Raw genomic sequence first — 21,311 nt, 5'->3', positions numbered from 1 at the left:
CAGCGGGGGAGAGGGCGGGGGTGGCCTGCGGCGCGGAGCTCACCGGGCGCCGCCCAGGGCCCGGTCGGGTCCGGCGGTGCCCGCGCCGTCGTCGCGGTGATCCGGGTGGTCGAGGTTATGACAGGGCCCGCGCATGCCGTGGTGTCTACCGGACCGGCCCGACGGTCCCGATCTTGGGGCCCGATAACAGAAGTTTATCGGACCCTAGCCCGCGCCCCGGCCGGGCCCGGGCCCGCGACACACCCCGCATCGATTTGCCCGGTTTCGTGCCCGGATCGGCGTCTGTGAAATGCTGACGGCGTGGCCACCCCGCCGCGGATCACCGCCGCCGAACGCGACGCCGCGCTCGCCCGGATCGCCCGCCGGCACGCCCGCATCGACGATGTCCGCAGGTCGGAGCTGGGGTCCGAGCCCCGCGACGTGATCGCCTACGTGCTCGGCCGGGGGCCGGCCGGGGTGCCGCGCTGGGTGGCCGCCGCGGACCACGCCGACGCCCTCGTCCTGATGACGTGGTGCTGGTGGGCGGACCGCCGCACCGAGCGCCGGCTGCTCCGCCAGGGCCGCCACCTCGGGCTGTCCCTCGCCGAGCTCGGTGCCCCCCTCGGGATCACCAGCCGGCAGGGCGTGCAGGACCGCCTGGACCGCCTGGACGCGCTGCTGGAGTACGACCGCCCGGACGAACAGCTCACCCGCACCGCCCGCCGGGAGGCCCGTAACCGGGACGCCCGCCAGGTGTGGATCGACCGCAACCGCGACGCCGTGCGGGCGGTGCTCGCCGGACTGCTGGCGCAGGCCCACCGCCTCCTCGACACCGACCTCCCCGACACCGACCTCCCCGCCGCCCCCGACGGTCACCGTCCGCGCGCCGACACCAATGGTCATCTACCGGGCGCCGGACCGGGGGCGGGGGACTGGCTCGACGAGCTGGCCGCCGACTACGACAGCGACGCGCTCAGCCCGGCCACCCTGGCGGTGGCCGGACTGGTCGCCGCCGAACTCCGCACCACCCCCGCGGTCCTGGCGCTGGATCCGCGGCATCGGCTGCACACCGCGCTGCGCGAGGTGGAGGCGCTGCGCGCCCGGTACGCCGGGGCGGTGTAGGGCGGCGTGGCGATCGAGGCACGCGGCCCGCTGTGCGTCCCCTCCTGGGCCGTGCGCTGAGCTGCGGGTGCTGTCGGTCTCCGCTCTCCACATCCAGGGCGGAGCTCGCGCATGCCACGCAGACCCGCGCACCGGCGGGAATGGGGCGATCCGATGGCTGAGACGAGTCGGGCGGCGGACGATCAGCCGGGGACAGCGGTCACGCTGCTGTTGACGTGATGCCGCCGGGCCCGTCGGTGCCGTGGTTGGCCGGTTTCCCGGGCTTGGCTTCGTCGTCCGAGACGCCGCCGGCCCCGCCCGAAAACCGGAGGACCAGCGCCAGGCGCAGCTGGCGATGACGAGCTGACGATCAGTCCGACGGTGGCCGGGGTAGGGATCAATTGAGGGCCCGAGGGGTCTCGGGCGACCGCATAGGCCCGGTCAGCCGGGCTCGGTCGAGTCGCTCGCTATCCAGCATCAAGCTCGCTACCCAACATCAAGGCTGTCAGGACGTCTGGAAAGGGTGGTCGCAGCTACCGATTGTGCAACGTCCGTAACTCGAGGGGCGTGAGAGACGATGGTCGGTCCGTGGACGAACAGGTGCTCACCAAGGGTGCGAACGTATCCCTGATCCATCGCGCGGAGCTCGCCGAGGGGCGGCTGCAGGCGGTCGTCCAGTGGTCGGACTCGACCGGTGCATGCCGCCCAACCAATAGCGAAACGGCACCGGGCGCGGCGCGGACGGTGGCGAGCTTCCGATGCCGTCGGACTACAACACCCTGGCCGCCGTGCACTCGGTCCGCCAGCTCAAGCAGATCGCCGCCGCGCACGATGCGGCCATGTGGATCCACCACGACCCAGAGGACTGGCGGGAGATGTGGATCGCTGGCAAGGCGCTCGACAGATGGGTGCTCGCCGAGTACGGCTGCCGCGCGTGCGGCGCGCCGGGTTGCCCGGCCGGTGCCCGACCGCGCCGCCTGCGGGCGGTGCGGCGCGCGTGCCCGCCGCCGGTTCGGGGAGCACTGCTGAGCGGGGCGCCGGCGCCGACCCTCGTCGAGCCCGCCGGCGGGCGCGACCCGCGGATCCCCGGTTCCTGTGTCCTCGCACCGACCGTGTCGCGGATGCTCGCGGCTCGGGGTGACAACCAGGTGCTCGACCGGGAGATCGCCTACGAGGAGAAGGCGATCGTGGCCGGAACGCTAGATCCGGCGCGTCATCCGGTCATCCCGTTTGCCGGTGCCCCAGCCGCCGCGGCCGTTCGGCGGGTGCCGTTGCATGCGTGACTCGACATACTGACCTCTACGCCCAAACTGGACGCGACCATCGGCGTTCGACACCTGGAGGCACCCTGATGCCCGCATTCCCGGCCCTCGCCCACGTGGCGGTCACCGTGACCGATCTCGACCGCAGCACCCGCTGGTACGGCGAGCTGTTCGGGGCTGAGCCCGTGCTCGACGAGGACGAGACGACCGGCGGCTTCCACCACACCGTCTTCGTGCTCGGCGGCGGGCAGCTGTTCGGCCTGCACACCCACCCGGGCGGCGCCGTGGGCGGGCCCTTCGACGAGCGCCGGGTCGGCATGGACCACGTCGCCTTCGCGTGTGCGGACCGCGCAGAGCTGGAGTCTTGGGCGAGCCGGCTCGACGAGCTGGGCATCAAGCACGGCGGGATCGTCGACGCCCACTACGGGTCCGGCGTGTCCTTCCGCGATCCGGACAACATTGCGCTGGAGTTCTTCGCCCCTCCGGCCTCCTGACGAGACACCCGTGACCGGCCATGCCCTCCGGTGGGTCGGGCTCGGTGCGACAGGCGTCGGGCCGCACCGAACCCGGATACGGATCTGGACCACTGCTACCGGTGGTAAGCGGATCCGGGATGGGGAGTTGTCAGGTGCGGGCCGCGCCCGTACAACTTCTCCCGATAGGTCCCGGGTCGGTACTCCCGCTTGTAGATGCCCCGCGACTGCATCTCGGGAACGACCAGGTCGACGACGTCGACGAATGTCTCGGGCGCGACGACCCGGGCGAGGTTGAACCCGTCGACGTCCGTCTCCCGGACCCAGCGTTCCATCTCGTTCACCACGGTCGTGGGGGAGCCGACGACGACGGGGCTCGGGCCGCCGATCGCGATCTTCTCTGCGATCTCCCGGATCGTCCAGACCCGCCCGGGGTCGGCTGTAAAGGCATCCATGACCCCCTGGATGCCCTCGACCTTGGAGTTCGTCAACTTGTCGTCAAGTGAGAAGTGCGAGAAGTCGATCCCCGTCCAGCCCGACAGCACCGCGAGCGCGCTCTCGTGGCTCACGTACCGCTGGTAGTCCGCCAGCTTGGCCTGCGCTTCCTCGTCGGTGGGGGCGACGATCACCGTCATCATCGCGAAGATCTTGAGATCGGCGGGATCGCGACCCCCGTCGGTGGCCCGCTGCCGCAGATCGGCCACGACCGACGTCAGGACCGCGGTGGAGGGGCCCACTACGAACACGCACTCGGCATGCTTGGCTGCGAAGGACCTGCCCTTCGGTGAGGAGCCGGCTTGGTAGAGGATCGGCGTGCGCTGCGGGGACGGCTCGCACAGGTGTGGCGAGTCGATCGACAAATAGAGGCCGTCGTGCTTGATCTGCTCGATCCGGTCCGGGTCGGCAAACACCCCAGCCTTCCGGTCGAGCCGCACGGCATTCTCCGACCAGCTCGCCTCCCAGAGCTTGTACATGATCTCCATGTACTCCTCGGCGATGTCGTAGCGCGTGTCGTGTGCGCTCTGGTCGACCTGGCCTGTTCCCTTGGCGGCGCTCTGCAGGTAGCCGGTGACGACGTTCCAGCCCACTCGGCCGCCGGTAAGGTGATCGAGAGTGGACATGCGTCGGGCGAAGGGCACAGGGCTCTCGTAGGACAGCGTCCCCGTGACGCCGAAGCACAGGTTCTCGGTCACCATCGCCATCGGAGGAATGACTAGTGTCGGATCGTTGACCGGGATCTGGGTGGCGGTCCGAATCGCCGCCCCGGGGCTGCCCCCATAGACGTCATAGGTGCCAAGCACGTCAGCCAGAAAGAGGCCGTCAAATAGGCCGCGTTCGAGGGTTTGGGCGAGGTCGGTCCAGTACTCCGTCGTCTTGTAGTTTACGGATCGATCGCGAGGATGGCGCCACAGGCCGAATGACTGATGGGCCATACAGTTCATGTCGAACGCGTTCAGAAGGATTTCGTTTGGCATGACAGGTACCTCCTTGGGAGTGGGATGGAGTCGCCTGGTGTATACGAATTCAGGTCATCGGAGACCTCCGGCCAGAGTGCGTGCCGCCGGGTGGGTACGCAGCCGTGCCATCGCCCAGCAACCGAGGATCGGCCCGACAGCCAGCATTGAGAAGCCGCCCGGCCAGCCGAAGGTCGCGACCACAGGTCCCATAAGTTGGATGCTGAACAGGGTGAGGAAGAAGCCCGCCGACGTCTGGATCGTGAGCATGGTGCCCACCGTGGACGGGTCCGACAGCTCTGCGATGCTGGCAGAGAACTGGGCCGAGTCCGCAATGACGGTGATTCCCCAGACGATGCCGAGTGCGATGAGCAACACTGGCGGCCCGGCGAAAAGCCACCCCATGACCAGGGCGCAGCTCGCGCTGCCGGCCATGGCCGCCATGGTCGTAGCGGTACGCCCGACACGGTCGGCGCAGATTCCCCCAAGCCCGGCACCGAGGGCCCCCGCGCCGATTACGGCGAACGTGGCGAGGCCTGCCAGTGACCCTGTCTGAGCGGTTCCCGCGGCGGCGAAGCTGGCGTGGAAAAACGCTCCGATCCAGGCCCACAGGGCATATAGCTCCCACATGTGGCCGAGGTATCCCAGGTTCGCTAAGCGCATTGGCGCGCTGCGCCAGGCCAACGTGGCCGCGGCGAGCGCGATGCGGGGGGTGGCGACCTGTCGGGGACCAAGCCCGATCTGCGTGATGAGCAGGCCTGAGGCGCAGGCGGCGCACGCAGCGACGAGGTAGACCCACCGCCAGTCGGCCAAGCCGTAGGTCGCGGCGAGCACGAGATGTGGACTGGCGGAACCGAGCGTGAGTGCGCCGACCAGCAGGCCCATCAGCCAGCCGAGATCCCCCGACGCCCAGGTCGCCGCGATGCGCAGCCCGATCGGATATACCCCAGCCAGGCACACCCCGGCCGCGACGCGCAGGCCGATCGCCAATCCGCCCGCCGGCGGCACTGTCGCGAGGCCCGCGGTCAGCACGCCCGCGCTCACCGCCGAAACCAGGAACAGCGCACGCGGATCGACCCGGTCCGGCAGCCGAAGACCGGCACTGACGAGCGTGCCAACCACGAAACCGATCTGGACCGCGCTGGTCATCGCGGCGATGCGGAAGTCCGAAAGGGGCTCGCTCCGGACGATCTGCGGGAGGGCGGCTGTCGAGGAAAACCACACAGTCATCGCCAACACCTGACAGATGAGCAAGAGCACCACTGATGCCATCTTGCTCGTAGAGATTCGACGAATCCGCACGACCTTCAATGCGTGGCCACGGACGCGAAGCCCATTGGGCAATTTGCTCCCCCTCGCTGTAGAGCAGCACCGCAATCAAAATTCGTCAGCAGACCAAAATCTCGGGAAATATCTGGCGGCCGGGGAGTCGATTAGGCTAGCCAATTGCCGGTATAAAGTGGTGCACTCACGACCTGCCAACGCGCTGAACCTGTACCGCCCGCCGCCTTCTGTCTGCACGGAATCGCCAGTCGTAGCCCGTGCATCGCGGCCTAGCTAAGGGGCCGGTGAGACCCTTGGCAGGCGGATTCATCTCAAAGCCTTATGGACCGAGCCCGTTGCTGCTGCGCGGGGCCGACGGGTTCCTCGTCAGTTTGATCGCCACGACCTCGTCGACCTGCATCACCAGGCTGTCCTTTCCCAAGCGGCGCCTCAGCCATGACTGGCAGATCAGCCGGGTAGCGGAACAGATCACTGCGCTTCGTTAGCCCGATTAGGGCGACCGATCGGTCTGTATGGTAGCGGATGCGCTATAATTGTCAACACGATCGCCTGGTTGCGGTGCGATCCTGTAAGGTTACAAAGATGAGACTATTGCGAGGTATGGGTAGTTCTAGTAGGATGCGCGCCCTTCGTTCGCCGCTCGCCTGCCGGCGCGAACCTGCACGCGTGTCAGGCGTGGCCCACGCTTCCACGAGGTGAGCGCCGCGTGACGCAGCCAAGTTCAGCCGGCGCGCAGACTACTGGACTGCACGACACTCCTCAGAGGATTCGAATCCGTTCAATCTCGGCGGCGCTGTTCGCAGAGAAGGGCTATCATGCGGTCGGTATCGCCGAGATCGGGAAGGCTGTCGGACTCACGCGGGGCGCACTCTACCATCACATTTCCAGCAAAGAAGAACTGCTATATGAGATTTCCGTACAGTACATATCGGATCTAGTGAGATCCGGCGAAGACATCCTCGGTCGAGAGGTCGATCCGGAGATGCGAATTCTGCTACTGAGTCGCTACCTCATGGAAACAATCTTCTGTAATCAGGCGGAGATGACGGTATGTTTTCGCGAAGTTAACTCCCTAACCGGCGAACGCCGCCGATTCATCGCGAGAATGCATCTCGAGTACCAGCGCCTCTGGGAACGATGCATCGTCGAGGGAGCAGCGAAAGGCGCCTTCCGAAAAATTACTCCGGTGGAGGTCAAGGGCCTCCTGGGGATGTATTTTTACAGCTTCCTATGGTTAGATCCAAAGGGAACCGTCGGCGCTGGAGATATAGCTGATAGGTTCGCGGGATTGGTTATCCGATCTCTCCGTCCTTGAGGCAGCATCGTTCGTCCCTCTCGGTGCGCCCTCGTCAGCCTCGCCGTCGAGCTGACCGCCTGGGCACAGATGCTCGCGCTCGCCGAGCACCCCGCTGGTCGACGACAGTTCGCGGCCAGGACGGTTGGGGAGACGTCGTTGAAGCGTGGCCGCGCCGGTGCGGCTGCACGCCTGCACCCACGCAGTACCGAAGCGAGCGAACACGGACAGCAGCGGTCCTTCAGCACTGTCCGCTCCCGACCTCGGTGATGGGGCGCGGGCGTTGGCGTCGGCTGCCGTAGAAGACCAGCCGCCGCACGCGCGAAGCGGTCGCCCACCTTCCGTGCTTCTGCCGACGACGGCCGAAAACCGACCCCCTGGCGTCGTCACCAGCGCTTCGCGATGTCCTTCTGCCGCTCGAGGAACGACGGGTCGATCAGCTGTCCGTACAGCTGCTGGTTGTGGCTGTGGCACAGCTGGTGCAGCGCGAACGAGGTCTGCATCGCGTTGACCCGACCCTGGTTGTCCTGCGCGGAGTTGACCGCCTCCTTGACGAGCTTGAGCGCGAAGAGCGGCTGCTCGGCGATGCGGCGCGCGAGGTCGAGGACGAACCCCGACAGTTCGCCTCGAGGCACCACGTGGTTGACCATGCCGAGGCGGTGGGCGTCGGCGGCGCTGACCGAGTCGGAGGTGAAGAGCATTTCCTTGGCCTTGCGCACCCCGAGTTCGTAGGGGTGGTTGAAGAACTCGGCGCCGGCGATGCCCATCGCGACCGTGTTATCGGCGAACACCGCGTCGTCGGAGGCCACGACCAGGTCGCAGGGCCACACCAGCATGAGGCCACCGGAGACGACCTTGCCCTGCACCTCGGCGATCGTGGGCTTGGGCATGTTGCGCCAGCGCTCGGAGAACCCGAGGTAGATCTCCTTCTCCCGGGCCATCTGCCGTTCGGCCCCGCCGCAGGTGAAGCCGCACCAGGTGCCGACGGTGCGGTGGCGGGTCATGACCTCGTACTTCTCGGGTTCCCGCAGGTCGTGCCCTGAGGAGAAGTGCGGGCCCTCGGCGGCCAGGATCACCACGCTGATGCCGTCGTCCTGCGCGGCACGGTCGAACGCGTCGTTCAGTTCGTAGAGCAGCGCCGTGTCCTGCGCGTTGCGGGTCTCGGGCCGGGCAAGCACGATCCGGGCGATCCGGTCGTCCGGCTCCTCGTAGCGGATCGTCTCGTATGCGGTCATGCGTCTCCTCGTCCTTCTGCGGGGCTCGTCACACGAGGGCGCGGGCGAACAGCGAGAGCACCCGCTGGTACGACCGCTCTCCCGCAGCCTCGTGATAGCTCGGCCCGGGTACGGCGAAGCCGTGGTCCGCACCGTCGTGGATCTCGACAAGACCGCGCTCGCCCAACTCCGCAACCGCCTCGATCAACGGCCGGTTGGCCTCTGCCGACGCCATGTGGTCGGCGCCGCCGATCGCCACGTACAGCTCCCCGGACAGCTGCGGCACCGCCAGGTGCGGCGATCCGGGCTCCGGCTCCACGCAGAAGGAGGGGTGCAGCATCGCCCCCGCGGTCAGGACGTCCGGGTGTCCGGCCATCGACCGCACGACCGACCGCGCACCGACGCAGTAGCCCACGCAGCCCATCGGCTCGTGCCGCGCCGACGGCTCGTCGCCCAGCCGGTCGAGCAGGGCCCGCAGATCCGTCTCGACCATGTCGTCGGTCGTCCCGGTGATGAGGGCGAGACACCGCCTCATCGGCTCCGAGTCGGGGCCGCCGCTCAGGAGCTCGGCGGTGTCGAAGGTGATCCACGAGCCCTCCCGGTGGTACCGGTCCGGGGCGACGACGAGGTGACCCGCGGCGGCGATCCTGTTCATCGCCTCCCGCGATCCGTCGTCGAGGCCCGGTCCGTGGTGGAAGAACACCACCACCGGGAACGGGCCGTCGCCCTCCGGCCGGCGCACGTGCACGCCCATCCCACCGTCGGCGGTGGGCACGGTCCACGTCTCCGCGACCACCTCGCTGCGGTCGTGCAGGTGTCGAATCGCCACGCTCGTTCCTCCTTCTCCTCGGGTGCACCGCGGTCGGCGCGCCCGGTGGTCACACCGGGATGGACACCCGCGGCTGGTCGGACCGCAGCACGTGGTCCTCGATCGGCTCCCCGGCGTCGAGACCTCGGCACAGCTCCTCCGGGTCGAACGGCTCGCCGAGCGGGTTGGCCGCGAACGCCTCGGTCGCCATGAACTCGTTGGACTGCTCGGGATCGAGCAGGTCGACCTGAAACTCCAACCGGTTGCCGTCCGGGTCCTCGTAGTACATCGACAGAGTCGGCCCGTGCTTGGTGCTGATCACCGGGCGCACCCCGAGCTCGTCCCGCACCCGCCGGTAGACGCTCATCAGGTCCGGGATCGTGTCCCACGTGTACGCCAGGTGCCGCAACCCCGCCGCCCCCGGCTGCCGGTCGACGTGGCCCTCCGGCGCGGGCCCGAGGTTGACGATCGCGTGCCGGTGGTGCTCCTCGTCGTAGGTCATGAAGGTGTACTTCTCGCTCTGACTCTGGATCGTCGACTCGAACACCGTCTCGTAGAACCGCACCATCTCCCGATAGCGGTGCGTCCCGAACACGGCGTGGGCGAACTTCGTGGGCGGTGTCATGGCCTTCCCCTCCTCAAGGGATGCTCATCGAGCGCATCGCACGTCGAGCAGCGCCTGCTGGCCCTCGACCTGCACCGCGTGGAGTGCACGACGCAACGCCGGCCGCAGGCCGTCGAGGTCGGTGACCTCCTCGCCGTGGCCCCCGGACGCCTCGACGTACCGGGCGAACGCGGGCTGCGGCGACAGGTCCGACAACCGCGACTCGTCGGTCCGTACGGCGACGCCGTCGGGGTAGACCGACCGGGTCGACGCGTCGACGGCGTCCCAGCGCGCGTTGTTCGCGACGACGGTCAGCACCGGCAGTCCGTGCTTGGCCGACGCGTGATGGCACGCCGCGGGGTTGGCGAACAGGTACGCCCCGTCCCCCACCGCGGCCACGACCGTCCGCTCCGGTGCCGCGTGCTTGGCCCCCAGCGCTGCCGGCAGTGCCCACCCGAGGCCGCCGGCGGCGGGCAGGTAGAAGTACGTGCCGGGCGTACGCCTGCGCAGGATCCGCGGGTCGGCCCAGTACTCGTTGAACACGACCGCGTCGTCGTCGAGGACCTCGGCGAGTGCCCGGCTGAGCAGCGGCTTGGTGATCGCCCCGCTCGTGGGCCCGGCAAACGTCGCCTCCAGCCGGTGGCGGTGCTCCGCCGCGCGGACGGCCAGCGTGTCCGCGCGCTCCGGCGGGATCCGATCCGCCCGGTCGGCCATCGCCGCGTCCAGAGCGGTGAGCAGGCTCGTCGTGGCGGTGGTGATCCCGAGGTCGAGCCGCTGCGTACGCATCGGGTACGCCGAGGTGAGCGGGTCCAGCCCGGCCTGCGCGACGAACGCGTCGTCCCGCGGCGCGCCCCGCCTCGCGATCCACGGCACGTCGCACTCCAGGAACAGCAGCACGTCGGCCTCGCCGAACGCCTCGGTCGGCAGCCCGAGGTGGAACGGGTGGTCGGCGGGCACGTTGAGGTAGCGCGGGCCCGCCTCCGCGACCCCGATCGCGTACCGCTCGCACAGCTGCGACAGCATTTCGACGGCGTCCGGGTCCGCGCCGGCCGCGGTGGTCACGACGACCGGGTAGCGCGCCTCCGCGAGTCGGTCCGCGAGCTCCCGCACGGCCGTCGGGTCGGGGGCGGGCCCGGCCGGGACGGCGACCGGCGCCGCGCCGCGGGGGCCGTCGGTCGCAGGCCCGGCGAGGACCTCACGGGGAAGGGTCAGGTACACCGGCCCGCGCGGCTGCGCGCACGCCACCGAGACCGCCCGGCGCACCACCGCCTCGACCTGCGCCGCACTGCGCAGCTCGTAGTCCCACTTGACGACCTCGCGGACCATCCCCGCCTGGTCGTACATCTCCTGCGCCCAGTGGATCGCGGTGTCCCGAGCGCCGACGGCGCCGTCCTCGAGGATCGGGGTGCGCCCCGCTGTCACGATCATCGGAACCCGCTCGCGCGCCGCGTTGATCACCGCGCACACCGCGTTCGCGGTGCCGACGCTCACGTGAAACATGACCGCCTGCGGCTGCCCGGTCATCAGGTACGCGCCGTGCGCCATGCCCGCGACGACGTTCTCGTGGCCGGCCAGCACCGGCACCGGGTAGCGCCCGCCGGATCCCTCCTGGGCGTATGCCTCGACCAGCGGGGCGAAGTCAGTGCCGGCGTTGACGAACAGCGTCTGCACACCGAGCGCCCGCAGCGCGGTCAGGTAGCGCTCGGCGGTCGAACCGGGGGCCGGCGTGCGGTCCCGGTCCGGCGAGTGAGGGATCTGCGTCCCCAGGGTCATGTCCACCTCGTGGTGATGCGGTCGGCCTGTGGTCCGGACCGTGCTCGGTCGCGGACTCAGGCGTGCTCGGGCTGGCGATCAGGCGCGACCGACCGCCGCTTCGGGGCGGTACCGGTCCCGGAGTCCGTTGCGGTCGAGCTTGCCGACCTCGGTGCGGGGCAGGACGTCGAGGAAGAGGAACTCCCGCGGCACCTTGTACGACGCGAGCTCGCGGGTGCACAGCTCGCGCAGCTCTGCGGCCAGGGCCTCGTCGCCGGACGCGGGCCCGGCGGCGGGGGCCGGCGCGCGCTCGATCACAGCGACGACGCGCTGGCCCCACTGCGGGTCCGGGACCCCGACGACGGCGGCGTCGCGGACGCGGTTGTGCCCGACCAGGCAGGCCTCGACCTCGGCGGGGTAGATGTTGACCCCGCCGGAGATGACGAGGTCCGTGCGCCGGTCGTGCAGCACCAGGTAGCCGTCCTCGTCGAACGCGCCGAGATCGCCGACGGTGACGAGCCCGTCGCACCGGCCCCGAGCGGTCTTCTCGGTGTCGCCGAGGTACTCGAACGGGGTGAGCACGCTGAACCAGATGGTGCCGACCTCGCCCGCGGGCACGTCCGCGCCGTCGTCGTCGAGGACCCGGACGGTGACCCCCGGGGCGGGCCTGCCGACGGTGCCCGGTCGGACGGCCCACTCCTCGGGCGGGAGGATGGACACCATCCCCTCCGTCGCGCCGTAGTACTCCCAGACCACCGGCCCGAGCCAGGCGACCATCGCGGCCTTGACGTCGGCGGGGCACGGGGCGCCGGCGTGGAGCACCGTCCGCAGGCTCGAGGCGTCCGCCCCCGTTCGGGCCGCGTCCGGCAGGTCGAGCAGCCGCCGGAAGTGCGTCGGCACCATGTGGGTCCAGGTCACCCGGTGGTGGTCAATGTCGCGCAGCACTGCGACTGGGTCGAACTTCCGGTGGCAGACGACGGTGTGCCCCAGGTGCAGCGCGATCTGCGCGTACACCCCGGGCGCGTTGTGATAGAGCGGGGAGCAGGCGAGGTGCACGCCCTCCCCCGGGTCCAGCCCGAACAGCTCCGCCCGGGCCGCCGCCAGCTCCGCCGCCACGTCGTCCGGATCGCGGCCGGACAGTGGGCGACGCACTCCCTTCGGCCGTCCGGTGGTCCCGGAGGTGTAGGGCATCAGCGCGCCGGCGACGGGCCGTGGCGGCGGCCCCGGCGTCGACGCGTCCGCGGCGTCGGCGTAGGGCCGCCACCCTGGCAGGTCCCCGCCCACCGCGAACCGGTGCGTCGGCAGCCGCACCGCCCCGTCGGCCAGCCGCTGCCCGAGCTGGGCCTCGGCGACCAGCACCGCGGCCCCGCTGTCCTGGCAGACGTACTCGACCTCGGCCGGGCTGGAGTGGGTGTTGACCGGGACCAGGTACAGACCGTAGCGGGCCGCCGCGAGGGCCAGCTCGAAGTAGACGCGGCCGTTTCCCACCAGCGCCGCGACGACGTCGCCCTCCGCGAGCCCCAGCGCGCGCAGGCCGCGGCCGACCCGGTCGACGCGGTCGGCCAGCGCGCGGAACGACACGGTGGCGTCGTTGACGACGAGGGCACACCGCTCCGGGTGCGTGCGGGCGATGCGGTGGAAGCCGAGCTGCGAGCGGTCCATCTGGTCTCGTCCGTTCGGAGGCGGGCGTACGCGCAGGTCAGGTCGACAGGTGCCGCAGGTGCGGCATGACCTCCTCGGCGAACAGGTGCATCGACTGCCGGGACTCCTCCTTCGGGATCGACCGCAGCCGGATCACCAGGTTCAGCCGCCGCGCACCAGTCATCTGCAGACCGCCGGCGAGCTGGTCGAGCACCGTCTGGGGGGAACCGACGACGCCGCCGCCGAAGAGCGGCATGTACACGTGCGCCTCGGCCTCCGGCATGCCGCGGGCGATCATCGTCTCCCACGCGGAAACCTTGGCGCACTCCTGGATCTCCTCGGCCTCCCGATCGGTCGGCGCGATGATGATCGACGTGGTGGTCAGGTAGTTCGCGCCGCTGCGCTCGTGACCGGCCTCGTGCGCCGCCTCGAGGTAGCGTTGGAGGTCGCCTGCCGCCGCCGGGCTCATGAAGCCGTAGAGGTTGTTCCCCTCCCGGCCGACCTTCTCGATCGACTCCGGCTTCAGGGCGGCGACCCACGGCCGCAGCGGCAGCCCGAACGGCTTCGGGTACACCGTCGACGGCTCCTGGATCCGGTTGTACTTGCCGTCGAAGGTGATCGAGTGCTCGCCCAGCGCCCTCGTCAGCAGCTCGAGGCCCTCGTTGAACCGGTCGTCAACGTCGTCGAGGGTGAGGCCGTAGCGGTCGCGCTCGATCGAGAAGTTGCCCTTGCCCACCCCGAGCTCGACGCGCCCGTTGCTGATGATGTCGAGCATCCCGACCTCCTCCGCCAACCGCCACGGGTTGTGGAAGGGCAGGATGTTCACCGACTGTCCCAGCCGCAGCCGGCTGGTCCGGCAGGCGAGCGCCGCGAGGTACACGTTCGGCGAGGGGATGATCGTCCACCCGTCGAAGTGATGCTCGGTGGTCATGACGCCGTCGAAGCCGAGCCGCTCGGCCTCCACGGCGTCCTCGATGGAACTCTCGAGTATCTCCCGCGCGAGATCGGCGTCGTACTTCTCGGGAGCCCAGTCCCCCTCGTACTGCAGCGCGTCGCAACGGAGGAACTTGATGATCTCCGGCTCCTCGTCCAGCCGCGGAACCCTGGCGGAACTGTTCTCCGTCGCTTCGGTCGCCGACGACACCGACATCTGTGACGCCTCCTCGTGATACTGGCCGCCGCGCATTAAGCGAGGAGCCCTCGACCGCCGCGTGCCGTTGCGCCCGGCGTGGTGGAGCCGGTCGGGTGGTGGTGCGGTTGATCGCTCGCCGGAAGCGTAGGAGAGCTTGATCACACCCGATATCCGCTCTTCGCACACCAGTAGCCGCTGCTCGACATGCGCGGCCAGCGGTCGTCGGGACCGCGCCGATGTCGCCGCGGGGGCCGAACGCCGACGCGCTAATCGGCCCGCAGGTCGCCGACGCAGGTGTCAGCGGTGGGTCGGCTGCGGCCCGCGGTCGAACGCGACGTCGTCCGCCCGCCGGCCGCGCAGCGTCTCCGACGGCAGGACCCCGTACTTCTGCCGATAGGCGTTGCTGAACCGGCTGAGATGAGCGAAGCCCCACCGCCGGGCCGTCCGAGTGATCGACAGCTCGCGAGGGTCGCTGCTGAGGAGTTCCTCGTGCACCCGGGCGAGCCGGACGTCGCGCAGGTACGCCATGGGCGACACGCCCACGTGCTTGCGGAAGCCGTGCTCGAGCGCGCGCACGCTGACGCACGCCGCCTGTGCGATCTCCACGACCGTCGTGATCTCCGACGGGTTCGACTCGACGAACTCCATGGCCGCCCGGACGGCGGTGGAGGCGGCCGCGCGCCCCGGCTCCCGGAGCTGCTCGGAGTGGTCGTGGGGCTGCGCGGTGAGCAGCGAGGCGATCAGCAGCCGGGAGAGCCGCTCGGTCAGCCAGCTGTCGTGCGACATCCCGTCCGGCCGTTCGAGCTCGGCCTCGATGAGGTGCAGGGTCCGCAGGAACGCGGCGCCGGGCCCGGTCGAGACGTTCATCTCGAACTTGAACCGGACGGGGCCGGCGACCGGCCGCCCGATGAGCGTCGCGAGGTCGTCCTCCAGCGCGTCGCGCCGGATACGGATGCCCACCACGTTGGAAGCGTCGCTCCAGCACTCGAAGCCGAACTGCTTGTCCGGCGCCGCGATCGCGGCGTGCGCCGGCGTGAGGAGGGCCGACTCACCGCCGCACGTCATGGTCGCGTGCCCGCGGGTGGTGAAGCAGACGATGTAGGCGGTCGACGTCGGAGGCGCCGCGATGTCAAGGTCCGTGCCGAACGTGGTGTAGCCGATGTTGACCAGCGGCGAGAGCGCCACGCGGTGCCCGAACCGCAGGTTCCGTGCCGTCCGGCCGATCAACCGGATGGAGTGGTCGGCATAGGAGCGAGTCAGCACGTGGCGCGCCTCGTCCACGTCCGTGGTCGTGAACGACATCGTCGAGAAGGCCGACCTCATGTCTTGCGCACGTCCGACGCGGGAGTCGGAGGCGGTCCACGTCATTGTGAAACCCCTTGCTCAGTGCCGCCGTTCGCGGTTTCGCCTGACGGTCCACCTGCGTCCGCCGACGTGGTGGATGAGGGCGGCCACCTCGTGACCTTCGAGTCGACAACCTAAGCGCTGATCGGCGTCGCCGTCATCACCTCCGTCGGCGTTTGTGAACCTGTTGGCGAGAGCCGGATCCTCGGTCGCCCGAGAGAGCCCGCCGCCGCGTGGAGCGGGACACGGGATGGGGCCGTTGCGCTGCGGGGAACCCCGTGCCTCCTCGAGCCGGGGTCGACGAGGCACGGGAGCGGGTCAGCGGGTCAACACCTCCAGCGGGTTCGGCAGGTCCCGGCTCGTGGACAGCGTGGGGGCCACGCCTGGTCCTCCCGGTCAGAGCCGTGGATCTCCTAGTACATCTGGAGCCCATTGAGCCTTTGCCAACCTGATCACGCGTTGGCGATCATCAGGGTCTGGACTGCGGCGACGAGCTCGGCCGCCCGACCGGGGCAGGATCGGATCTTGCGCAGCACCTTCCAGTTCTTCAGCTCAGCGTTGACCCGCTCGCCCGGTCCGCGGCGGCGGGCGTGCGCGGCGTTGACGTCCTTCTGGTTGCGCGACAGCCGCCGATAGCGGCCGGTGTCGGGGTCAAGGCGGCGTCGCCGCTGTGGGACGGCGACGGTTGGGCCGGCGCCCTGGTAGGCGGTGTCGGCGACGGCGGGGATCTCGGCGTCGGTGAGCGCGGTGATGATGCCGTGCTCGCGGGCGGCGCCCATGTCGTGGCGCGCTCCCGGCAGCGGTGGGGAGAGCCACACCAGCCGGCCGATCGGGTCGGCGATGACCTGCACGTTCAGGCCGTGGGCCTTGTGCTTGCCCGAGTAGTAGGCCCGGTCGCGGCCGGATGCCATGCCGACCCGGTCGATACGCAGCAGGGTCCCGTCGAGAATCACGAACGCCTTCCGCTGCGCGACCGCGATCGCCTGCTCCAGCGTCGGGGCCATCGCCGCGAGCAGTGCGAGCGCCTCCCGGATGTAGCGGTACACCGTCGACGTGCCGATCCGGAAGCCGCAGGCCAGATCGGCGTAGGTCTCACCTTTGCGCAGGTAGGCCATCACCAGCAGGGCCTGGCGGCCAGCGGAGAGTCTGCGCCAGCGGGTCGCCCGCTGGGTGCGGTGCGCGCGCAATGCATCCGCGAGCATCCCGAGGGCGCGGCTGGACACGGTCATCCCGGACGGGTAGGACAGCACGTGAAGCTCCTGGTGAGGCGAGTTGATCTAGGCAATCGCCCGTCTACCAGGAGCTTCATTTTTTCGTGGTCAGGCCACGCCGTACGTACGCCGACCTGCCCGTCTGCCAGGTTGGCAAAGGCTCATTGACCCGGGCGTACCCGACCTGCGGCAACGCGGCGCCGAGGGCTGCGCTATCAGTCACGGTTCATCCCTTGGTCCTGGTGTTTGCCGGCGTCCTGCAGGGAGCAGCCGGAGGTCCAGGGAGCCCATCAGCCGAGCGGCAGCTCCTTGACGCTTCTGCGGAGCCGTCTTGGGGAGTCGAACCCCAGACCTACGCATCACGAGAAATCCCGTCGTCAGATACATCATGCCCACTCTGGCCATCGGTGCACGTCAGACCGTTCACGATGCTCACCCGCCAGCATCCTGACGCCGTCATTTCGTGCCACGAACCGTGCCACATCGAAGATCGACAGCGTCCCCAGGCCTAGGGCAGCCGACGGGCGGCCGTTCTCCCCGGGCGGAAGATCTGCGCCGGACGGCGCGGCACGATCTCCAGCATCGCGTCCGCTGTTGGTTCCATGGCTGCTCAGACGTGGCACGCGCCTCGCTGGTTCCCCTTCGCGTTGCGATGGCGAACGTCCGCGAGCCAGGGAAAGCGACGCCGGCTTCCGAAACGGTGACTCGCTGGCACTTTGCTCCCTTCACGTTCGAACCTCGTAACGACCGGCTTTGAACGACCGATGGCCTGAGTAGCAGCTCGAAGGAGAGGACCCGGACCTCGCGATGTCGGCATCGCGGAGACGGTGCGCAGTGGTTCGCGCGGCCGAGATTGACGGTGGCCAGCGACCGGGCACCACGTCGGAGGAGTCTGCGGAGCCCAAGGGGCTCAAACGGGAGAATGCCGAGCTGCGCCGGGCCGACGAGATCTTCGACGAGAACGGCGTTCGGAGTAGGCACGAGTCCGTCGGGCTCCTGCTCAACGCGCCCCGCCCGGAGCGCTGACGTCCACTCCAGGACGAGATCCGGAGCCACCTTTCCGCGCTCGGGCCTGGGTGACACCACCATTGCCATGTCACACACTGAGCGACGGCAGACTCGACGAGGAGGATCAGTCATGTCGTCATCCCCGGTAGTCGATGCGGACATCGGGGGCGACATCGACGAGGCACGGTCGGTGGCCGGTGCGCTGTACTACCCGCACCATGTCACGCCGCTGGCCGGTGTTCATCGGTTCCGGATGCGGGTCCGGGCGGCGAGCGTGGGCCCGGTCGTGCTCGGCTGGCTGAGTTACGCCAACGAGGTGGAGGTTCGGACCGGGCCGCTGGACAGTGCCTACCAGGTCAATGCCGTCCTGGCTGGACGGTTGCGCACCGCATCGGGTGAGGAGGAGGTACTGGCCGCTCCGGGCACGGCCGCGCTCTACCGCCCGGACCGCGACACGGTGATGCACGGCTGGAACGAGCCCTGCCCGATGGTCGCGGTGAAGATCCCGCACACGGCGCTGGAACACGAGCTCTCGGAGCAGCTGGGGCGGTCCGTGCCCGGACCGATCGCGTTCCGGACCGCGCTGGACCTTCGATCCGACGCCGGTCGGCAGTGGTCTGCCCTGCTGCAGACGCTCGCCGATCACGTCACCGATGCCGACGCCCTCGCCCGGCATCCGATGATCGCCCCGCACCTGGCCCGCAGTCTGCTGGCCGGGCTCTTGATCGTCGCGGACCATCCTTACCGTGCCGAGCTCGACGCTCCGGTCCGCGCGGCGCACCCGCCTGCCGTGGCGCAGGCTCTCACGTTCATCGAGGAGAGCACGGAGCCCGTGCTCACCGTGGCCGACGTCGCCGCCCATGCCGGTGTCGGCGTGCGAGCCCTGCAGCAGGGCTTCCGGCGCACCCTGGGCACGTCGCCCACCCGGTACGTGCGCGAGGTTCGCCTGCGCCGGGCCCACCAGGACCTGCTTGCGGCCGATCCCGCGGTCACCGGTGTGGCCGAGATCGCGCTGCGGTGGGGGTTTGCCCACCTGGGCCGGTTCGCCGAGCGCTATCGCCAGGCCTACGGCGTTCCTCCGTCGGACACTCTTCGCCAACCGCGGTGACGCGTGGGCGTGCGCGAGCTGGACAGCGTCGTTCGCGCACGGGATCGACCCGCCGTCCACCTCGGGCAATGGTGTGATCATGAGCACACTCGAGTCCGCAGGCCCCGTCGTCGGCTGTCCGCTCGGCGACGACTTCGACCCTTTCGAGGGGGCCCCGCACGCTTTCCTGGCCCGGGCCCGTCGGGAACGCCCGGTGTTCTTCCACACCGGGCTGGGCGCCTACGTCCTCACCCGGTATGCCGACTGTCAGTGGGTGCATAGTGCCACCGAGGGGGTGAGCGCTCAGCCGGCGCTGTTGAGCCACCTCAACGTGACGCCGATCCCGGAGGCGATGAGGATCCTCGACGACTCCGGGTTCGTTCCGGCGCCCTCGATCGTCGACGAGGACGGCGCCGAGCACCGGTTGCACCGAAGCGTCGCGCATCCGCCGTTCCGGGTCGGGCGGATCCGCCCGCTCGAGGAGTTCATCCGCCGTCAGGTGACCGAGCGCCTGGACGCCATCGCCGGCGAGGGATCTGCAGACATCGTCGACGCGCTGGTCTACGAGGTCCCCGCGACGGTGATCCTGCACATGATGGGTGTGCCCGACGAGCAGATGGGCATGGTCAAGGGCTTCCGTGGTCCGTGGGCGATCTTCATCTGGGGCAACCCCGACGAGCAGGTCCAACTGGACACGGCCCGGATGATGGCCGCGTTCGGGCAGTGGGCGCGGGGGATCGCGGCCAGGGCCGTCGCGAACCCGGGCGACGACATGATCGGTGAGACCGTGCGGCTGCTGCGCGAGAAGGGCGAGCTGGAGAACTCCCGGCTCTGGCTCGACAGCTGGACCCTCAACGCCGTCATGGCCGGGCACGAGACCACAACGAACACGATGGCGGGAGGCATCGTGTCGTTGCTGGAGAACCCGGAGCAGTGGCGCGCGATCTGTGAGGATCCCGAGCTCATCCCGAACGCGGTGGAGGAGATCCTGCGCCACGCCACGGGGGTGCCGGCATGGCGCAAGCGGCTTCTTGTGGACAAGGAGTTCTCGGGCGTGAGAGTGCCGGCCGGGTCACTCGTCTACACCGCGCTGAACTCCGCGAACCGGGACGAGGACGTCTTCGACGACGGTGAGACGTTCGACGTTCGCCGGCCGAACGCCAACCGGCACCTGTCCTTCGGCGGCGGGGTGCACACCTGCATGGGTAATCATCTGGCCAAGCTCGAGATGCGGATCATGCTGGAGGAGCTGACGAACAGGCTGCCGGGCCTGGAGCTGGTGCCGGGGCAGACGCTGCACTATTCGCCGAACACGACGCAGCGCGGACCTGAATCCGTTCAGGTGCGCTGGGACGCCCGCTGAGCGAGCACGTCAACGATCGCTTCCGTACCGGACGCGCACCATGCACGTCCTGATCGAGCCACGGCGTGGATGGAAAGCTCATGACCGAACCGCCGCGCTCGGTCGGGACATCTGACACGCGCACGACAGCCGCAGGGCGAGCCGGTCACGCCCGCTCGCCCTGCAAACGTGCGCCCCTTCGGCCTCGAGGTCCCTAGCGGGTGGCTTGATTGCACCTGGGAAGATCGACACGCTCATCTGTTTGTCCGTCAGCTCCCACACACCAGCTATCCGGCCCCCGGCCACGACGATCGGCAATATCCAGCCCGCGGCCTTGCTCACTTTCACACGACGCTCAGCCGGGAGGATCTGCAGATCTTTTGGTGCCGGTCGGAGCACGTACTAGTGGCTTGTCGCGCAGCCTTGACCGGGTAATCGGTTCCAGGTCCGGATCCGTGAGCCGACCGCGAAGTTGACCTTCGGTCGGGCCCGGGCATTGCGCCGGCGGACGTAGGAGCCGATCGCGGCGTTCTGCTCGGCGTGGCTGCGGTGGTCGGTGCCGCCCAGGGCGAAGTGGCGCACCGCGGCGAAACGATCGTGGTAGATCCGCTCGACCTTGGTGAGCACGGCCGCGTCGCGGATCGCGCGCGGCGACGGCGGCGGGCCCGGTGCGCGTAGTACGTGCTCGGGGCGGTCTTGAGCCCGTGCTCGGTGAGCACGCGGCAGGTCTGCACGACCGGAGAACCGGTCCCGATGCTCGTCGATGAACGCCACTACCAGGGCAGTCGCTCAGTCGAGCTCCCGCGCGAAGAACGAGGTGTCCGGCACGATGCCGACGCGCGGGCCGATCCGCTTCACTGCCGCGTTCAGCGACAACGGCGGGTCCTTGGTCACCGCCTCCGCGACCAGACGCTGCGCGCGCTCACGCAGCTCGTTGGGGTACTTCCGGCCAGCACGCACCGATCCACCCTTCTCGCGGGTTCGGAGGCTCCATGAAAGCCGGGGGGTTCAGACGAACACACCACGCCCGTTCACGTCAGCGGAGAAGGGCTCAACTCGTCCTGGCAGCGACCGGTGCTGCTCGATACCCTGGTCGGGAGGGGAGTACTTCCGTGAGGCCTGCCCGGTCAGCACGGACACCCCTGGTGTCCCCGGGAGGCCGCCCTCGGTGGGCGAAGGAGACCTCGAATGCGCTGGTGAGCTTGGCCCCTGACGCCGGACACCTTGATGTTGACCCCGCTCAGCGGACACAGACGTGAGGAGACATAGGGTCCGACGATCTTGTGAAGGAGATCGTCCGTCGTGCCGAAGCCCTACCCGC

18 protein-coding genes and 1 pseudogene are annotated in these 21,311 nt (G+C 69.4%); 7 read left to right on the top strand and 12 right to left on the bottom strand.

What is annotated here, in order from left to right; all coding sequences use genetic code 11:
- Positions 1-300: 300 nt before the first annotated feature.
- The 3 genes from HF519_RS22835 to HF519_RS22825 all read left to right on the top strand — a co-directional run bounded on the left by HF519_RS22835 (position 301) and on the right by HF519_RS22825 (position 2,836).
- Positions 301-1,101 (top strand): hypothetical protein, encoded by an 801-nt coding sequence (locus HF519_RS22835; RefSeq protein WP_169415046.1) that lies wholly within the window; start codon positions 301-303, stop codon positions 1,099-1,101.
- 737 nt (positions 1,102-1,838) lie between these two features.
- A complete protein-coding gene (locus HF519_RS30575; protein WP_211170448.1) occupies positions 1,839-2,363 on the top strand; it encodes a hypothetical protein in 525 nt (174 codons plus the stop codon).
- Between the two features lie 68 nt (positions 2,364-2,431).
- Positions 2,432-2,836, top strand: a complete 405-nt coding sequence (locus tag HF519_RS22825) for a VOC family protein (RefSeq protein ID WP_169415045.1) — start codon at positions 2,432-2,434, stop codon at positions 2,834-2,836.
- A 95-nt stretch (positions 2,837-2,931) separates the two neighbouring features.
- Here HF519_RS22825 and HF519_RS22820 read toward each other — a convergent pair whose 3' ends face one another.
- Together HF519_RS22820 and HF519_RS22815 are read right to left on the bottom strand one after the other, a co-directional pair.
- Positions 2,932-4,290: an LLM class flavin-dependent oxidoreductase gene (locus tag HF519_RS22820; RefSeq protein WP_169415044.1), complete on the bottom strand. Its 1,359-nt coding sequence runs from the start codon at positions 4,288-4,290 to the stop codon at positions 2,932-2,934.
- Between the two features lie 54 nt (positions 4,291-4,344).
- The gene (locus tag HF519_RS22815; protein ID WP_211170447.1) at positions 4,345-5,532 is read right to left on the bottom strand and encodes an MFS transporter; all 1,188 of its coding nucleotides are present in this window, start codon (positions 5,530-5,532) and stop codon (positions 4,345-4,347) included.
- A 727-nt stretch (positions 5,533-6,259) separates the two neighbouring features.
- On the opposite strand from HF519_RS22815, the gene HF519_RS32530 reads away from it, so the two are divergent.
- Entirely contained in the window at positions 6,260-6,868 is a 609-nt protein-coding gene (locus tag HF519_RS32530; RefSeq protein ID WP_211170446.1) for a TetR/AcrR family transcriptional regulator, read from the top strand.
- A gap of 365 nt (positions 6,869-7,233) precedes the next feature.
- On the opposite strand, the gene HF519_RS22805 is transcribed toward HF519_RS32530, so the two are convergent.
- From HF519_RS22805 to HF519_RS22770, 8 genes are all read right to left on the bottom strand, one after another.
- The gene (locus HF519_RS22805) at positions 7,234-8,082 is read right to left on the bottom strand and encodes an enoyl-CoA hydratase (protein WP_169415042.1); all 849 of its coding nucleotides are present in this window, start codon (positions 8,080-8,082) and stop codon (positions 7,234-7,236) included.
- Positions 8,083-8,110: 28 nt separating this feature from the next.
- Entirely contained in the window at positions 8,111-8,890 is a 780-nt protein-coding gene (locus HF519_RS22800) for a dienelactone hydrolase family protein (protein WP_169415041.1), read from the bottom strand.
- Between the two features lie 49 nt (positions 8,891-8,939).
- Positions 8,940-9,494 carry a VOC family protein gene (locus HF519_RS22795; RefSeq protein ID WP_169415040.1) on the bottom strand — a complete coding sequence of 185 codons (555 nt, stop codon included), beginning with the start codon at positions 9,492-9,494 and terminating at the stop codon, positions 8,940-8,942.
- 24 nt (positions 9,495-9,518) lie between these two features.
- Entirely contained in the window at positions 9,519-11,246 is a 1,728-nt protein-coding gene (locus HF519_RS22790; RefSeq protein ID WP_169415039.1) for a thiamine pyrophosphate-requiring protein, read from the bottom strand.
- A gap of 78 nt (positions 11,247-11,324) precedes the next feature.
- The gene (locus tag HF519_RS22785) at positions 11,325-12,887 is read right to left on the bottom strand and encodes an AMP-binding protein (protein WP_169415038.1); all 1,563 of its coding nucleotides are present in this window, start codon (positions 12,885-12,887) and stop codon (positions 11,325-11,327) included.
- A 37-nt stretch (positions 12,888-12,924) separates the two neighbouring features.
- A complete protein-coding gene (locus HF519_RS22780) occupies positions 12,925-14,016 on the bottom strand; it encodes an LLM class flavin-dependent oxidoreductase (protein WP_169415037.1) in 1,092 nt (363 codons plus the stop codon).
- A 279-nt stretch (positions 14,017-14,295) separates the two neighbouring features.
- Positions 14,296-15,321, bottom strand: coding sequence for an AraC family transcriptional regulator (locus HF519_RS22775; RefSeq protein ID WP_169415036.1), 1,026 nt, complete (start codon positions 15,319-15,321; stop codon positions 14,296-14,298).
- Positions 15,322-15,794: 473 nt separating this feature from the next.
- Complete coding sequence (locus HF519_RS22770) at positions 15,795-16,592, bottom strand: transposase family protein (RefSeq protein WP_169413153.1); 798 nt, start codon at positions 16,590-16,592, stop codon at positions 15,795-15,797.
- A 758-nt stretch (positions 16,593-17,350) separates the two neighbouring features.
- On the opposite strand from HF519_RS22770, the pseudogene HF519_RS31710 reads away from it, so the two are divergent.
- From HF519_RS31710 to HF519_RS22755, 3 genes and pseudogenes are all read left to right on the top strand, one after another.
- A pseudogene (locus HF519_RS31710) lies at positions 17,351-17,504 on the top strand (IS3-like element ISMyma3 family transposase); the annotation flags it as partial.
- Positions 17,505-17,691: 187 nt separating this feature from the next.
- Positions 17,692-18,669: an AraC family transcriptional regulator gene (locus tag HF519_RS22760; protein ID WP_169415034.1), complete on the top strand. Its 978-nt coding sequence runs from the start codon at positions 17,692-17,694 to the stop codon at positions 18,667-18,669.
- A gap of 79 nt (positions 18,670-18,748) precedes the next feature.
- Positions 18,749-20,011 (top strand): cytochrome P450, encoded by a 1,263-nt coding sequence (locus HF519_RS22755; RefSeq protein ID WP_169415033.1) that lies wholly within the window; start codon positions 18,749-18,751, stop codon positions 20,009-20,011.
- Positions 20,012-20,392: 381 nt separating this feature from the next.
- Here HF519_RS22755 and HF519_RS31705 read toward each other — a convergent pair whose 3' ends face one another.
- Together HF519_RS31705 and HF519_RS22745 are read right to left on the bottom strand one after the other, a co-directional pair.
- Positions 20,393-20,617, bottom strand: a complete 225-nt coding sequence (locus HF519_RS31705) for a hypothetical protein (protein WP_169415032.1) — start codon at positions 20,615-20,617, stop codon at positions 20,393-20,395.
- 162 nt (positions 20,618-20,779) lie between these two features.
- A complete protein-coding gene (locus HF519_RS22745) occupies positions 20,780-20,950 on the bottom strand; it encodes a hypothetical protein (RefSeq protein ID WP_169415031.1) in 171 nt (56 codons plus the stop codon).
- Between the last annotated feature and the right edge of the window lie 361 nt (positions 20,951-21,311).

The sequence above is a fragment of the Pseudonocardia bannensis genome, assembly GCF_012911875.1.
GTDB classification, from domain to species: Bacteria; Actinomycetota; Actinomycetes; order Mycobacteriales; family Pseudonocardiaceae; genus Pseudonocardia; species Pseudonocardia bannensis.
The sequence above is the reverse complement of the archived record's forward strand: the minus strand, read 5'-3'. Positions and strand labels throughout refer to the sequence as shown.

What these genes read in the sequence shown, in the direction of transcription:
- HF519_RS30575 (WP_211170448.1), top strand. Translation starts at nt 1,839, where the DNA reads ATGCCGTCGGACTACAACACCCTGGCCGCCGTGCACTCGGTCCGCCAG.
- HF519_RS22825 (WP_169415045.1), top strand. Translation starts at nt 2,432, where the DNA reads ATGCCCGCATTCCCGGCCCTCGCCCACGTGGCGGTCACCGTGACCGAT.
- HF519_RS22820 (WP_169415044.1), bottom strand. Translation starts at nt 4,290, where the DNA reads ATGCCAAACGAAATCCTTCTGAACGCGTTCGACATGAACTGTATGGCC.
- HF519_RS22805 (WP_169415042.1), bottom strand. Translation starts at nt 8,082, where the DNA reads ATGACCGCATACGAGACGATCCGCTACGAGGAGCCGGACGACCGGATC.
- HF519_RS22795 (WP_169415040.1), bottom strand. Translation starts at nt 9,494, where the DNA reads ATGACACCGCCCACGAAGTTCGCCCACGCCGTGTTCGGGACGCACCGC.
- HF519_RS22790 (WP_169415039.1), bottom strand. Translation starts at nt 11,246, where the DNA reads ATGACCCTGGGGACGCAGATCCCTCACTCGCCGGACCGGGACCGCACG.
- HF519_RS22785 (WP_169415038.1), bottom strand. Translation starts at nt 12,887, where the DNA reads ATGGACCGCTCGCAGCTCGGCTTCCACCGCATCGCCCGCACGCACCCG.
- HF519_RS22780 (WP_169415037.1), bottom strand. Translation starts at nt 14,016, where the DNA reads ATGTCGGTGTCGTCGGCGACCGAAGCGACGGAGAACAGTTCCGCCAGG.
- HF519_RS22775 (WP_169415036.1), bottom strand. Translation starts at nt 15,321, where the DNA reads ATGAGGTCGGCCTTCTCGACGATGTCGTTCACGACCACGGACGTGGAC.
- HF519_RS22760 (WP_169415034.1), top strand. Translation starts at nt 17,692, where the DNA reads ATGTCGTCATCCCCGGTAGTCGATGCGGACATCGGGGGCGACATCGAC.
- HF519_RS22755 (WP_169415033.1), top strand. Translation starts at nt 18,749, where the DNA reads ATGAGCACACTCGAGTCCGCAGGCCCCGTCGTCGGCTGTCCGCTCGGC.